This window comes from Actinomyces slackii (assembly GCF_900637295.1).
Taxonomy (GTDB): domain Bacteria; phylum Actinomycetota; class Actinomycetes; order Actinomycetales; family Actinomycetaceae; genus Actinomyces; species Actinomyces slackii.
This window is the reverse complement of sequence record NZ_LR134363.1, coordinates 220567-235127: the sequence shown is the minus strand read 5'-3', so window position 1 is coordinate 235127 and position 14561 is coordinate 220567. Positions and strand designations below refer to the sequence as shown.

The 14561-nt window shown below is 70.1% G+C and carries 10 protein-coding genes and 1 tRNA gene; 5 read left to right on the top strand and 6 right to left on the bottom strand.

Going from position 1 to position 14561, the window contains the following annotated elements; translation table 11 throughout:
- Positions 1-9 precede the first annotated feature (9 nt).
- Positions 10-1740, bottom strand: coding sequence for a glycoside hydrolase family 68 protein (locus EL266_RS00995; protein WP_084501080.1), 1731 nt, complete (start codon positions 1738-1740; stop codon positions 10-12).
- Between the two features lie 403 nt (positions 1741-2143).
- Here EL266_RS00995 and EL266_RS00990 point away from each other — a divergent pair, with 403 nt between their 5' ends.
- Positions 2144-3343 (top strand): choice-of-anchor L domain-containing protein, encoded by a 1200-nt coding sequence (locus EL266_RS00990; RefSeq protein ID WP_034515529.1) that lies wholly within the window; start codon positions 2144-2146, stop codon positions 3341-3343.
- A gap of 132 nt (positions 3344-3475) precedes the next feature.
- Here the strand turns inward: EL266_RS00990 and EL266_RS00985 are convergent, their stop codons facing one another.
- Complete coding sequence (locus tag EL266_RS00985; protein ID WP_026427820.1) at positions 3476-3916, bottom strand: GNAT family N-acetyltransferase; 441 nt, start codon at positions 3914-3916, stop codon at positions 3476-3478.
- A gap of 200 nt (positions 3917-4116) precedes the next feature.
- On the opposite strand from EL266_RS00985, the gene EL266_RS00980 reads away from it, so the two are divergent.
- Positions 4117-5466: a PAS domain-containing protein gene (locus EL266_RS00980; protein ID WP_026427821.1), complete on the top strand. Its 1350-nt coding sequence runs from the start codon at positions 4117-4119 to the stop codon at positions 5464-5466.
- 13 nt (positions 5467-5479) lie between these two features.
- On the opposite strand, the gene EL266_RS00975 is transcribed toward EL266_RS00980, so the two are convergent.
- From EL266_RS00975 to EL266_RS00960, 4 genes are all read right to left on the bottom strand, one after another.
- On the bottom strand, positions 5480-6703 hold the full coding sequence (locus EL266_RS00975) for a methyltransferase domain-containing protein (protein WP_026427822.1): 1224 nt from the start codon (positions 6701-6703) through the stop codon (positions 5480-5482).
- Between the two features lie 28 nt (positions 6704-6731).
- Positions 6732-6807 (bottom strand) — tRNA-Thr (locus EL266_RS00970).
- 75 nt (positions 6808-6882) lie between these two features.
- Positions 6883-7836 (bottom strand): DsbA family protein, encoded by a 954-nt coding sequence (locus EL266_RS00965; protein WP_026427823.1) that lies wholly within the window; start codon positions 7834-7836, stop codon positions 6883-6885.
- A gap of 223 nt (positions 7837-8059) precedes the next feature.
- A complete protein-coding gene (locus tag EL266_RS00960; RefSeq protein WP_026427825.1) occupies positions 8060-10027 on the bottom strand; it encodes a serine/threonine protein kinase in 1968 nt (655 codons plus the stop codon).
- 293 nt (positions 10028-10320) lie between these two features.
- On the opposite strand from EL266_RS00960, the gene EL266_RS00955 reads away from it, so the two are divergent.
- The 3 genes from EL266_RS00955 to EL266_RS00945 all read left to right on the top strand — a co-directional run bounded on the left by EL266_RS00955 (position 10321) and on the right by EL266_RS00945 (position 14549).
- Entirely contained in the window at positions 10321-11448 is a 1128-nt protein-coding gene (locus EL266_RS00955; protein WP_026427826.1) for an ABC transporter ATP-binding protein, read from the top strand.
- Positions 11449-11595: 147 nt separating this feature from the next.
- On the top strand, positions 11596-13119 hold the full coding sequence (locus EL266_RS00950; RefSeq protein WP_126412035.1) for a hypothetical protein: 1524 nt from the start codon (positions 11596-11598) through the stop codon (positions 13117-13119).
- Positions 13120-13181: 62 nt separating this feature from the next.
- Positions 13182-14549 carry a DUF4032 domain-containing protein gene (locus EL266_RS00945; protein WP_026427828.1) on the top strand — a complete coding sequence of 456 codons (1368 nt, stop codon included), beginning with the start codon at positions 13182-13184 and terminating at the stop codon, positions 14547-14549.
- Positions 14550-14561: the final 12 nt, after the last annotated feature.

Below are 14561 nucleotides of genomic sequence, written 5' to 3'. Positions count from 1 at the left end.
CGCGGCGCGCTACTTGCCCGTCCAGTAGGTGCGGTCCGTGCGCACGTCCCCACCATTGGACCGGGCCGTGTTGGCCGGGATATGGCCGAAGCCGCCCAGGCCGTTATGGCCGTAGGCACGGTCCACGGTGCTGTTCTCACCGGAGATGTTGAGCTTGACCGTGGGGGCCAGGGAGCCGCCACGAGTGGGGTTGTTGTCATGGTTGCCGCCGATGGAGTCGATGAAGGACTCCACCAGGCCGCCGGGCATGACGTAGTGCGAATAGGACTGGAACTCATACGGGCTCTGGTTCCAATCCGGCTCATAGGGTGTGCCGGCGTTGTAGTTGAGGTTGACCTCGTTGCCCAGCGCGATGCCCGTGGACTGGTTCATCGGCTGGTAGTCCGAGCGCAGGCCGTTTCCCACGAAGCCGTAGACCCCCTCGGGGCCGTCCATGCCGCTGGCATAGGTGCTGCGGTGGGAGATCGTGAACAGGTAGTACTTGCCGTCCTGGAAGTAGATCTGCGGGCGCTCGGTCTGGTCATTGACGCAGTTGCCGCTCAGCAGCGGTGGCAGGTACTCCCACGAGGTCATGGCCTTGTTGGTCGCCCGTGCCAGCCCCACATTGGCCAACTGGTAGTAGCCGCCGGCCTCGTTGACCGCATCGACGGTCTCGGCCTGGGGATCGCCGTCCTGGTATCCCAGGTCGGCCTCGGTGCAGGTGGCCGGGGTCGAGTTGTGCCCGGCCGCGGCCGCGGCCTCGGAGAAGGAGGCGTCGCGCGCGTAGGCGCTGTTGCCCTCGAAGACCATGTAGTCAGTGGTGTCCGAGGTGTTGTTCTGGTCGCGGAAGGTGAAGGGGTCGCGGAAGTTCACGTACGGGTTCTGCACGTTGGACTGGTAGTAGTGGCCGTCGGGGACCAGCAGGTCGTGCTGGTCGCGGAAGCCGGTGAACCACACGCCGTTGTCATCGGCGTAGATGCGACCCTCGGACTGCACGATATGCGGGTCAGCGGCCTTCTCGTTGCCGGCATCGCGGTAGAAGGCCACCGAGGTGAAGAAGGTGCGCAGCTTGTTGCCCTCCATGAGACGGGTCGATCCCGACCACTCGGTCTGGTGGGAGTAGCCCTGGTCATCGAAGATGGCGCCGGTTGCGCCGTCGGGGAAGACGTGCCCGCCGTAGATCCACTCGCCGTTGGAGGCCGAGGCGCCGCCCTCCGCGGAGGTCTCCGTGCCCGCCTTGCGGTAGAAGTAGCCCAGGCGCGCGTTGGTGTGCCGGTCATCGAAGGTGTAGCCGGCGTGCCTGTCGGCCACCAGGGCGAAGATGACCTCCCAGCCGTTGTAGGAGATCTGGTTGGCGGCGGCGTCGGTCAGCGTCCAGGTGTCCCAGACCCACACGTCCTCGCTCGTTGTCGGGAACCCGTTGTCGATGTTGGGCATCGTGTAGTCCTGGGGCAGGGAGGAGCTGCCCGAGGGCGCCTGCGGATCGGAGATCCGCTTGATCTGCATGGCGTCGGCGCGGGTCCACTTGGCGGTGAACTCGGAGTCCACCGGGTAGGCGGCCTGCGAGTGCTGGGTGGCGTTGGGCCAGCCGGAGTTGTCCGGGGTGAAGGCCGCGGGCTGCGCTGCCTCCTGGGCCTGGGGATCGGCGTCGTCCGGCGGAGCCGCCACGGCGACGGCCGAGGTGGTTGTCAGCAGCACGGCGAGCACGGCGGCCGCACCTCTGCGGCGCGCACGGCGTAGCGTGCGAAGGATGCGTGTCACGATCGCTGTCACTTTCTTGAGGGGACAGTGTGGCGACCCGTGAGCGGTTTCTTCGTCGAACTCCCGCCCACCACGGTACCCCAGCCAGCGGGCCCCAACAACCCCGAGCGAATCGACGACCGTGATCAAGATGAGATGCAGATCACGAAACGGTCATGTTTGTCCAGGTCATCACTGTTCCTTCTTCCTGGTCAATTCGTGATTGATCATGCGACTACTCTGCGGCGAGCGCACACCTGTGCCTACAGTGTTGTTCACGTCTCCGTGAGTGGTCGGCCTCCCAGGTTCCATCACGTCCCAACTCAATCCGGCTCTCCGCTGAGCCCACGGATCAATGGCAGGCGCGCAACCGACGCGCGCTGCGCCTGGCGCGCCTCGGCGCCGGAGCCAGAGGACTGGAGAGATGATCGTGCCCCTGCAACCAACGAGATCCCATCGCACACCGCGGCGTCGTGCGCTCGTCTCAGCAGCATGCCTGCTGGCGGCGAGTCTGAGCGTCTCCGCCCCCGCCCTGGCCTCCGAGGGCCAGAGCGCAACCTCCATGCGCGACAGCTCGGTGACCGCGCAGGCCCTGGCCGAGAAGATAGCCGGTGATGGTGTGAGCGTCTCCAACGCCACCGTCTCCGGGCTCGACGTCCAGCTGGGCACTGTCAGCGGGCTGCCCGGTGACAGTCATGCCATCACCGACGGAGTCGCGCTGACCACGGGCTCTCTCATCGACCCCGACCCCCAGGCCGACTCCGACGTCGACTTCGAGATGTCCTCCGTGCTCGGCCCCAACAAGAAGCTGACCACCACGGGCGACCTGGGCGGCGCGGGCGAGGAGGGCCTGTCCACCCTGGCCGGCGAGGACACCTACGACGCCGCCACCCTGTCCTTCGATGTCACCGCCACGGGCTCGACCATGGTGCTGCTCTACGAGTTCGGCTCCGAGGAGTACGCGGGCGAGGGCGGCTCGGGCGCGGGCAACCCCAACAAGGGCAGCTGGCAGTCCCAGGGCTTCAAGGACGTGGTCAAGATCGACGTCAACGGGACCAACTGCGCCCTCGTGCCGGGCACGGACACCCCCGTCAACGCCGGCACCGTCAATGAGGCATCCAATGCCGGGTACTACGTTCCCAATATCTCCGGCCACCAGCTGGGGAGCATCGATGTGGCCTTCAACGGCTACACCCCCACCATGGCCTGCCAGGCGGCCGTGACGCCGGGTGAGACGGTCCGGGTCTCGATCTCCATCGCCGATACCCGCGACGGCCAGCTCGACTCCACGCTCCTGCTGGCCACCGATGGCCTGGGCTTCGCCGACACCCTGCCCAAGGATCCCTGCTCGGCCTACGGGGCCAACTGCCAGGTCCAGCCCAATCCCACGGTGCAGCCCACGACGACCGCGCAGCCGACGGCGTCGAGCGGGCCGGGGGCGACCTCCAGCGGCGCACCGGGAACCGGCGGCGGCGCCTACGGCGCCCGTGACGCCAAGGCCACTCAGAGCGATGGCAGATCCGTCCTGGCCCAGGCCGGTGGCGATGCCCTGCCCTGGCTGATCGGGGCGGGAGCGCTGCTTGTCGCCGGGGGCGTGCTGCTGCGGCGCCGTCGCCGCGGCTGAGGTCCCCTGATCCCGGGTCCGGTCCGCAGGATGACCAGAGCGCCCCGGGGGCGTGAGCGGGACTCCCCGCTCACGCCCCCGGGGCGTCAGGTCAGCGCGGTATCCGGCGCCGTCTCGCCGCGTCTGACCGCCTCACTGGGCGTGGCGGTAGACGTTGGTCTCCCGCAGCTCGAATCCGGAGCGCTGGTAGAGGCGGTTGGCGGCCTCGCGCGAGGGGCGGGAGGTCAGATCCACGGTGCGGGCGCCGACCGAGGCGGCATGCTCGACGGCGGCCTCGACAAGGGCTCGTCCGGCCCCCTGCCCACGGGCCTGGCTGTCCACGACGACGTCCTCGACCCAGGAGCGCAGGCCGGTGGGGATCATGAAGGTCGCCAGGGTGAGCATGCCCAGGATCGGGGCGGGGCCCTCGGCGGTGTCGGGCCGGTAGACGAAGAGGTAGACGCCCTGCTGCGCGATGAGCTCCTCGCACTGCTCGGCGGTCAGGGCCGGGGCGCTGCGGGAGAGCTGGGGGATGAGCCGCTCCATGGCCTCGACGATCTCGGGGCTGGAAGCGGTGACGAGTTCAACGGTCATGGGGTCCCTCCGGGGTGTCGGTGATGACTGCCGATCAGGAGCCTACCCCCGGTACTGGCAGTGGCGAAGGGGGAGCGGAGACGGCCGGCTCCGTCGCCGGGGCGCGGGGAGCGCGCGGGCCCGCCGGTGGCCCGCCCGGCGCCAGCGCGAGTAGCCTTTCCCCGGACCCCCAACACCAGCGCCGTCACGGAAGGTCACTCATGGTCGAGCACCTCTTCGGCTCAGACGAGCTCTTCTTCTCCACCACCGACTCCCAGGGCCGCATCCGCCGCGCCAACTCCACCTTCATGCGACTGTCGGGCCACCCCCGCGGCACGCTTGTGGGCCGGGCGCACAACGTCGTGCGCCACGCCGACATGCCGGCCGGGCTGTTCCGCAGCGTCTGGGAGACCATCGAGGCCGGTGGCGCGGCCTGCGCCTACATCACCAACCGCTCCGCCGACGGCGGCCACTACCGGGTCTTCGCCACCATCGTCCCCTCGGGGACGGGCTACCTGTCCGTGCGCACCCTGCCCATGCTCACCGATCTGCGCGATCAGGTCGAGGGCGCCTACGCGCGCATCCTCGAAGTCGAGCGGTCCTCCACCGCCGCCGGCTCCACCCGCCGGGAGGCCGCCACCGCGGGCCAGGCGGCCCTTCACGCCGAGCTGGAGTCCCTGGGGTACCGCGACGCCGCCGATTTCACCCGCCAGATCCTGCCCGAGGAGGTCGCCGCCCTGCTGGCCTCCGGGGTCGGCATCCCCGACCACCGGGCCGGGGACGGCCCCGTGGCCCGGATCCTGGATGCCATGAACGCCATCGAGGAGGACACCTCCGAGCTCATGGGAGTCCTCGATGAGGGACGGCGCCTGGTGGGCCTGCTCGATCGGCGCGCCGAGGAGATCGACGCCCTGTCCCAGCGCCTGGGCCAGCTGCGCGCCGCCCTGCGCACCGCGGTCAGCGACGTCGAGCGCCTGGGGGCCGGCCCCGAGGCCGAGGACGTGGCCACGAGCTGCGCCACGGTCGATGACCTGGTCCTGGAGTGCCACGAGCAGCTGCACCCGCTGCGCGGCCAGGTCGCCGAGCTGCGGGCCGACGTCGATGCCGTGCGCTTCGGCATCGCCCTGCTGCGCCTGCACAACCTCGCCGCCGGCATGTTCTCCCTGCAGATCATCCAGGGGGAGGATGAGGTGGACGCCAATGACGCCGTCGGCTCCCTGGAGGAGCTGTGCACCGCCCTGCACGAGGACGCCGGCGCCCTGGTGGAGCGCATCGATCTGCTCGCCGCCCGCAGTGAGCTGGTGGGTGGCGAGCTCGACACCGTGGCCAAGGCCCTGACCGACACCCACGCCCCGCTGCTCGACCTCCTGGGCGCTGCCGCCGATGCGGGCGCCGCGCAGGAGATCTCCGTGCGCACCGCCCGCTCCCTGGTGCGCGACGGCTTCCCCGAGGCCCGCGATCTGGCCGACCTGGCCGGGAGCCTGCGCGACCTGGAGATCCCCTATGAGCCCGAGCGGATCGAGGAGCGCCTCGCCGAGGTCCGCCAGGCCCTGGCGTCCCTGATGCGCTGAGGCCCCCGGGGCCTCACGACCGGGAGGGCCAACGGCGGGCCAGCTCGACGAGCACCTCGGCATGATCGGTGTGGGGGAACATGTCGAACAGGCGGGCGCGCGCGACGCCCAGGGAGGGCATGCGCTCCAGATCCGCCGCCAGGGTCACAGGGTTGCATGAGGAGTACAGGACTCCCGTGGCCCGGCTGGCCTCGATGCGCCCTGCCAGCTCCGCCCCGATCCCTCGCCGGGGCGGGTTGACCACGAGCAGGTCGGGGCCCTGGGCGCCGGGGTCCAGGACGCGGGCATCGCCCGCCTCGAAGCGCACCTCCTGCGGCCCCAGGCCCATGAGTGCCGCCGCCTGTCGCGCCCCGGCGATGGCCGGTGCGGAGGCCTCCACTCCCAGGACGCGCCGCCCCGGGGCGGCCAGGGCCAGGGCGAAGCCGCCCACCCCGCAGAACAGGTCCCACACGGTGCCCGGGCTCAGCCCCTGCGCCCAGTGGCGGGCGGTGGCGTACAGGGATGCGGCCACCGCCGTGTTGGTCTGGAAGAACGAGCGCGTGGGCAGCAGGAGGGGCAGCTCCTCTGCCCCGCCGTCACCGTTGCCCCAGTCGCGGCCCCGCCCGTCCGCAAGGGGCAGGCGCATGAGAAGCCGGTCCTCCTGGCTGAGCACGATCTCCTCATCGCCCTCGATGATCGCCTGGTGGACGCCCTGGATATTGGCGCTGAGCACTGCCAGCTGGGGCAGGGCCTCGCGCAGGCGCGGCAGGGCGGCGCGCAGGTCCTCCACATGATGGCGCGAGCGCAGCACGAATCGGACCATGAGGTCCTCGTCGGGTGAGGCGGTGACCAGGATGTGCTTGAGCTCTCCCTGGCGCGTGGGCACGTCATAGGGGGCGATGCCGCGGTCGCGGATCAGGTCGGCCAGCACGGGCAGCGCGGCCCTGATGGGCGGGACATGCAGGGGGCAGTCCGTCAGATCGACCCCCGCCCCCGTGGCGTCAAGGATCCCCAGGGTCGGGCGCGCGGTGGTGCCGGCCACCACCATCTTGGCCTTGTTGCGAAAGCCGGTGGGCGCGCTGGCCTGGGGCGCGGCCCAGGCTCCCCGCGGCACGTGGGCGGCCAGCAGGCGCGCGACCCGCTCCTGCTTGTCGATCAGCTGAGCCGTGTACGGGGCATCCAGATGGGGGCAGGAGCCGCAGGCCCCGCTGCTGTGCAGGGAGCAGAGGGACGACGGCGAGGTGGCGATCGCGCTCATGCCTCTCTCTGCGGTGGGGTTGTGGATGTGGAGCCGCTTGTCGGACTCGAACCGACGACCTGCTGTTTACAAGACAGCTGCTCTACCAACTGAGCTAAAGCGGCGCAACCGCATCGCGCGGCCGCACGGGACAGTGTGGCACACGATGCGGGGGCGGCGCCCACCGGGCTGCTACCGGGCTACTCGCCGGACTGCTCGCCGGACTGCTCGGTGGGATCCTGCGTCGGCTGCTCCTGATCCGGCGATGCGGGCTGCCCGGGCTGGGGGGAGGCTGAGCCGGAGGCCTGCGGCGAGGCGCCGTTGATGAGCTCAGTGAGGGCCGTGGGGGTCTGCAGGGTGGACAGATCGATGTTCTCGCCGTCGAAGTAGACCGTGGGGGTGCCCTTCAGGCCGCGCTCCTGGAAGGCCTTGTTGCTCAGCTCCATCCACTGCTTGTAGTCATTGCCCTTGATGGCGTCCTTGAAGCCGTCGGAGACGGAGGAGGGCACGCCCGCGGAGGTGGCCGCGGCCACGAGGTTCTCCAGGGTCAGCAGGGACTGGTCCTGGGCCTGGACGGCCCGACCGAAGACCGCCATGGCCTGGGTGTGGAAGGCCAGGGACTTCTCCGGGGCCTTGTCCAGGACGAGCCCCATGGCGTTCATGGCCATATCGCCCCATTCGGGGGCCTGGAGCCGGACGGGGTGCTGGACCAGGGTGATGCTGCCCTGCTCCAGGAGCGTGCCGATCTCCTCGGCGTGCATGGTCTCGAAGGTGGCGCAGTGGGGGCAGGCGTAGTCGAAGTAGATGTCCAGCACCGGGGCGGCGCTGACGACCGAGTCCAGAGCGCCCTTGCTGCCGTGGGTCCAGGCGCCGTCGACCAGGACGGGCTTGGGCACCCCGCTGCGATCGGCCTTGACCTCCATGATGCCCTGACCGGCGGGCTTGATCGGGGGGTCCTCCGGCTTGGTGATCTCCTTGTAGCCCCACCAGGCGCCTCCGCCGAGGACGGCTGCGCCCGCGACTCCGATGAGGCTGCGGCGCGTGATGGTGGCGCGCCGTGCCCGGCGCTCCTCCTCCTCGCGCAGGGCCTTGGCCTGGGCTCGGGCGGCCTCACGGCGCTGAGCCTTGGTGGGGCGGGGCTTCTGGGAGCTCACGGATCGATCCTCCTGGATGATGGTGCGGCGGAGCGCGTCATCACGGGCATCACCCGCTGCTGCGCGACCGACCTGCAGATGTCGTGGATATCTTGCCTGAAGTGGACGAGAAAATCACCCTTGCCCGCCCAGCGCGGACCGCGGCGCGTGAGCCTGCCCGCTGAGCTCCGGCCCACAGCGCAGCAGCTGCACCACTGGGTGCCGGGGGTCACCAGGTCCACCATCAACTCAAGGGACTCAGGGACGGCGTGGGGATCTGCCCGGTGAACTCCAGGGCGAGCAGCAGCGCCGACAGCCCCAGGAAGAGCAGCACCGTCGCGCGACTGGATGACGGGCTGGAGGCCACCAGCCCCACTGCCTGGGCGCCCCCGCGGCGCGCGGGGGAGTTCCAGGGCGCCAGCCAGAGGACCCCCAGATAGCCCGCCACCCAGATGATATGCATGAGGATGATGCGCGGGATGACGGGCATGGACTCGAATAGCGTCGCCTGCTGCGTCAAGGTGACGTAGAGCAGGACCCCGGCCACGATAGCGGCCGGGATGACCGCGAAGAAGGTCGCCACGAGGGAGCGCAGGAAGTACCAGGGCATGGCGGCCCACATGCGTGAGGTATCACCCGGCGCCACTGAGCCGCGCTCCAGGCGGTTCCATCGGCGCGCGTCCTGGGCGCGCCCGGCCGTCCCCAGGAGCAGCACCACGCCGGACATGATGATCATCACCCAGAACGGCGCGACCACGCCCAGGACCGTGATGAAGAGGAGCAGGACGGCGATCACGACCGGATGGCGGTCCGGCTCGCGCGCCCATGCCGGCAGGGCTCCCTGCGGCGCCGCTGCGGGTCCCGGGGCGTAGGAGACCGGCGGGGCGAGGGCCCCGGAGTGGATCGGGCCGGTCGAGGCCGGGTGCATGACGCTGTAGGGCCCGGTGTATGCGGGGCCGGCCGGCGGGGCTGCGGGCTGCGGGCTGGTGTAATGCGGGTTGGCGGCCTGCGGGGGCACCAGGCCGTGCGGGGGCGTCGAGGGGACCGGGGCCACTGGGGCGGGCATCGCCCGCAGCGCGGCGGGCGGGCCGGAGGAGGCGACCGGTGAGATGCGGGGAGGTATGGAGGGCGGCGGGGTCTGCGGCTGAGGCGCTGAGGCGGCCGGGCGCCCCGAGCCGGCGACGTAGCCGTAGGAGGCCGCCGCGGTCGAAACCGGGCTGCTCGCGCTGGAGGCCTGATCCGAGCCGGAGACAATGCCGTATCCGGCCGAGCCCTCATCGAGCTCCTCCTCGGGGCCCAGGACCTTGTCGAGGGCCTCCTGGCCGGTGCCGCCCTCGGCGATCTCGTCCAGGACCGCCACGAGCTCATCGGGGCTGATCCTGTCCTTGGCATCGGGGGCCAGGGCGGCGGTGAAGGCCCGGGCCAGGGCCGGGCACTCCTCGGGCAGGCTGCCCAGCTCCGGGGTGCCGGCGTACACGCGGCGGAAGACCACCTGCCACGCCCCCGAGCCGAAGGGCGCCTGACCGGTGACCGTGAACAGGAGCACCCCCGCGCAGGCGTACCAGTCGACGTCGGGGGTGGGCTCCCCGCCGTCGAGCATCTCGGGGGGGATGAAGCCGGGGGTGCCGGTGACCTGACCGGTCTGGGTCAGGCGGACGTCGTCGGCGACCTGGGCGATGCCGAAGTCGATGAGAACGGGCCCCTGCGCGCCCAGCATGACATTGGAGGGCTTGAGGTCGCGGTGGATGACACCGGCGTCATGGACCGCTCGCAGGGCGGTGACCAGGCCGTGAGCCAGATCGGCCAGGTCGCGGGCGTCAGTGCCCAGGTCGTAGACGCCCTCGTGGTCGACCTCGTGCTGGAGGGTGGGGCCGTCGACCAGCTCGGTGATGACGAAGGTGACCCCCGCGCCGCTCTCCTCGTCGTCGCCGGTCTCGATGTCGAGGATGCGGGCCACCCGCGTGTCGCGCACGCGGGCCAGCACGCTGGCCTCGCGATCCAGGCGGCGCCGCGCGGTGGGGTCGGCGGCGATCTGCGGATGTAGGATCTTCATCGCCACATGCTTGCCGCCGCCGTCGACGACCTCCCAGACCACGCCCATTCCCCCGGCGCCCAGGCGCCGCAGAAGCCGGTAGCCCCCCAGATGGGTGCCAGCGCGCAGGCCGCTGAGCATGGTCAGCCCGCTGGAGCGCACATCTGGGTTCTGCGTCATGGGTTCCACAGTACCGCCCATGCGCGCGCCCGGACGAAGGCGGCGATGCCCGGTTGGCCGCAGTCCTGTGAAGGAGGTCTCTGCACAATACCGCCGGCCTGCGCCGATGCGTCGGCCAGGGGGTCGCATGGCGTGCAATAAGGCGGATAGGCTTGGCGAATCCTCGGTGCGTATGACAGGATGTGCACGTCGCCCGGCATCCGAGGCCCGGCGCCGTGTCAATGCGGACACGCATCGGCACCTTTCACTACGGATCGTCTGGCACGTACCTGCCAGTGAAGGGATAGCAGCATATGGCTACCGTGACCTTTGAGAACGCTACGCGCGTCTACCCGGGCAATGACCGCCCCAGTGTGGACGCCCTCAACCTCGAGATCGCCGACGGCGAGTTCCTCGTGCTCGTGGGCCCCTCCGGCTGCGGGAAGTCGACCTCCCTGCGCATGCTCGCGGGCCTGGAGGACGTCAACTCCGGTCGCATCCTCATCGGGGACCGTGACGTCACCGACGTCCAGCCCAAGGACCGCGACATCGCCATGGTCTTCCAGAACTACGCCCTCTACCCGCACATGTCGGTGCACGACAACATGGGCTTCGCCCTGAAGATCGCCGGCACCCCCAAGGAGGAGATCGACAAGCGGGTCAAGGAGGCCGCCAAGATCCTGGGCCTGACCGAGTACCTGGACCGCAAGCCCAAGGCCCTCTCCGGTGGTCAGCGCCAGCGCGTGGCCATGGGCCGCGCCATCGTGCGCAAGCCCAAGGTCTTCCTCATGGACGAGCCCCTGTCCAACCTGGACGCCAAGCTCCGCGTCCAGACCCGCACCCAGATCGCCTCCCTGCAGCGCTCCCTGGGCGTGACCACGGTCTACGTCACCCACGACCAGACCGAGGCCCTGACCATGGGCGACCGCATCGCGGTGCTCAAGGACGGCATCCTCCAGCAGGTGGGCACCCCCCGCGAGATGTACGACAAGCCCGCCAACGAGTTCGTCGCCGGCTTCATCGGCTCCCCGGCCATGAACCTGGGCCAGTTCACGGTCGAGGGCGACGTGGCCACGGTGGGCGCGGCCAAGATCCAGCTGTCCAAGGCGACCCTGGACGCCATCAAGCCCGAGGACGGCGGCAAGGTGACCATCGGCTTCCGCCCCGAGTCCCTCGACGTCGTCTCCGCCGAGGACGAGCACTCCATCCCGGTGCGCCTGTCCTTCGTCGAGGAGCTGGGCTCGGACGCCTACATCTACGGCGAGCTCGTGGGCGCCGAGGACTCCGACGCCAAGCTCGGCTCGGGCGAGGACTCCAGCCAGATCATCGTGCGCGTTCCCCCGCGGACCGCGCCCGAGCCCGGCGAGACCGTCTACGTGCGCATCCGCCCCGGTCAGGAGCACATCTTCTCCGCATCCACCGGCGAGCGCCTGCCCGTCTGATCGGAGGCCTCAGCCGGCGCGCAGTGCCGGCACCCGGGAGCCCCGCCCAGCGCGGGGCTCCCGCTCGTTTCCCTCTCCTTCTCCCGTCCCCGTTCCCCCCGTCCCCGCTTCCCCTGTCCCCCGCCCTCGTTCCCCCACCCTCCCTTGTTGTCTCCTCCCGACTCCCGGAGCGCCGGAACAGCCATGATCGTCAACGAGCCAGAGATCCTCAGCGAGTACGAGCTGCACCTGGTGCGTCCCATCACCCTGACCGACCTCGCCGTGGCCTTCGGACCCGATCTCGTCTTCGAGGAGTCCCCCGACGACGGGAGCCTCACCTTCTCCCATCCCCTCCACACCATCCGCATCCACCCGCTGGCCCTCGACGACAGCCTCCTCGGGCCCAGGAGGGACTGGTCGGGACTGTGGTGGGAGGACTGGTGGGATGATGAGGCGTACTGGGAGACGATCATGGAGACGATGCAGGAGGACGCGGACGTCACCCCTCCGCTCCCGATCCCCCGGGACGTACTGGCGACCTTCACCCACTCCTACGTCCTGGAGATGTCCAACTGGTACTCGGCCCCCTCGGGACTGCAGGACGGCCTGGACACCCTGGTCTCCCGAGTCGGCGGGCTCCTCATCGACAACGAGGAAGGCCGCGTTGTCCTGACCGAGAACACCGAGGAGTGGGTCAAGAAGGCCAGGGCGCAGGCCTGGCACGACACCGCTCACCAGTGGGAGGACGCACCTGTTGCCCGCCCCGTGGAGGATGAGGCTCCGTCGGCTCTGCGCCGGTGGATGACGAGGCTCGCTCTCGGCATGATCCTGGTGCTGCTGCTGGTCGGTCCCTGGGCATTGGTGGCCTGGGGATGGGCGGTCGCCAGCGAGAGGCTCATGAACGCAGGGGCGGCCTTCATCCTCCTCACCTATATGTTCATCCTGATCCTGGTCCTGGGGGAAGCGGGGAGCGTGCTCAAGGCAGTCCTGCTGCGCGTGCTCCTCGTCGGGGTCCCCGAGGCAGCGCTGTGCACCGCGGCCTGGCTGGCAGCCCGGGCGAGCGATATGGATCTCTTGGCCTACTTCGCAGCCATGGCGACCTTGCTCCTCATTTCCTGGGTGTTCATCGATGTGCTCCTGCATCTCGAGTCCGATGTCGGCTGGCGCCGGCTGGAACGGAGTCGGCGCCGGGAGATGCGCCGCAGCGGACAGGACTCCGGCCAGATCGGCGAGCGGGTCCTCGTCCTGCCGGTCGTCGCCGTCGAGCCCCGGGGGATCAGTGGTGCGCGCCGCAGTAGCCGCGGTCGCCCCTGTCTCCTCGTTGCCGGCGCCCGGGGCGTGCAGTTGCGCACCGCGGGCCGCCTCCGGAGCCGGACCGTACTGGAGGCCCCCGTGAGTCGCCTGTCCCTGTGGGCCATGGTGGGGTACTCCACCGATCGGCTCTGCCTGGACAGCGACCAGCCGGTGCTCATCCTCGAGACCCCCGAGAGCTGCCTCTCACTCGCGGTGCTCACCAGTCGAGGCGAGCGCGGCGCGGTGATCTGCCAGCACGGCAGGTCCTCATGCGGAGCCGACGTGGTCGGCCTCGATGAGGCCGCCACCACTGCCGCAGGCCAGGATCTCGCGCGGGGCCTCGGCCTCGGGGCGCCCGCGCCCCTGCCGCGTCTCCTGCGCCGATCCGGCCAGGATTGAGTCACTGTCTCGATCCGCGCGGCCAACGCGCCACCGTCATCGTTTCCTGAGAGAATCGCCGTATGCCGCAGTCCATGCAGATCACCGCCGCCACCATCGACCCGGCGCTGCTCGATCTGCCGTGGGAGATCCCCTTGGAGGAGTGGCCCCCTGAGGTCCTCGCGGCGCTGCCGCGCGGCCTGTCGCGGCATATCGTGCGCTTCGTCAACCTCTCCGAGCGGGTGATCGCGGTCAAGGAGATCGGGGAGTCCGTGGCCTACCGGGAGTACGAGCTCCTGCGGGACCTGGTGCGCCTGGGGGCGCCCTGCGTCCAGCCGACGGCGGTCATCACCGGGCGCACCAGCCGGGGCGGGGAGTTGCTGAACTCGGTGCTGGTCACCGAGCACCTGTCCTACTCCCTTCCCTACCGGGCGCTGTTCAGTCAGTACATGCGCCCCGAGACGGCCACCCGGCTCATCGACGCCCTGGCGGTGCTGCTCGTGCGCCTGCACCTGCTGGGCTTCTACTGGGGGGATGTCTCGCTGTCCAACACGCTGTTCAGGCGCGATGCGGGCGCCTTCGCCGCCTACCTGGTGGACGCCGAGACCGGCGAGCTGCACACCGAGGGCCTGACCGAGGGCAAGCGCCTCTACGACATCGACGTGGCTCGCACCAATATCATCGGCGAGCTCATGGATCTGCAGGCCGGCGCCCTGCTGGAGCCCACCGTGGACACCATCGAGGTGGGTGACCGAATCGTCTCGCGCTACCTCGAGCTGTGGGAGGTGCTCACCGCCGAGGAGTCCTTCTCCATGGGGGAGCGCTGGCGGGTGCGCAGCCGCATCGAGAAGCTCAACGAGCTGGGCTACGACGTCGGCGAGCTGACGATGAGCACCGATGCCTCGGGGTCGCATATGTCCATCCAGCCCAAGGTGGTCGACGCCGGCCACTATCACCGCCAGGTGATGCGCCTGACCGGATTGGATGTCCAGGAGCGCCAGGGCCAGCGCATGCTCAACGACCTGGAGGCCTACCGGACGATCACCGGGCGCAAGGAGGACCCGATCGAGTTGGTGGCCCATTCCTGGCTTGCCGAGGTCTTCGAGCCCACCATCCTGGCGGTGCCCGCCGAGATGCGACGCAAGCTGGAGCCCGCGGAGATCTTCCACGAGATCCTCGAGCACCGCTGGTACATGTCCGAGGCCCGCCAGCATGATGTCTCCATGGAGGCGGCCGTGGCGGACTACGTCAGCACGGTCCTGCCCCGGCATCGCGACGAGCAGGCCTACCTGGGGGTCGGCGACACCCAGGAGATGGAGGCGATCTTCGGCGAGGAGGAGCCCCTGCCCGACGACGACGCCGAGTTCGCCGCCCTGGATGAGGCCACCGCCGCGGAGTTCGAGGCCAACCCGATGGGCTTCACCGCGGGCCTGCGCTTCAAGGGCGAGTAGGGCGGGCGCCCG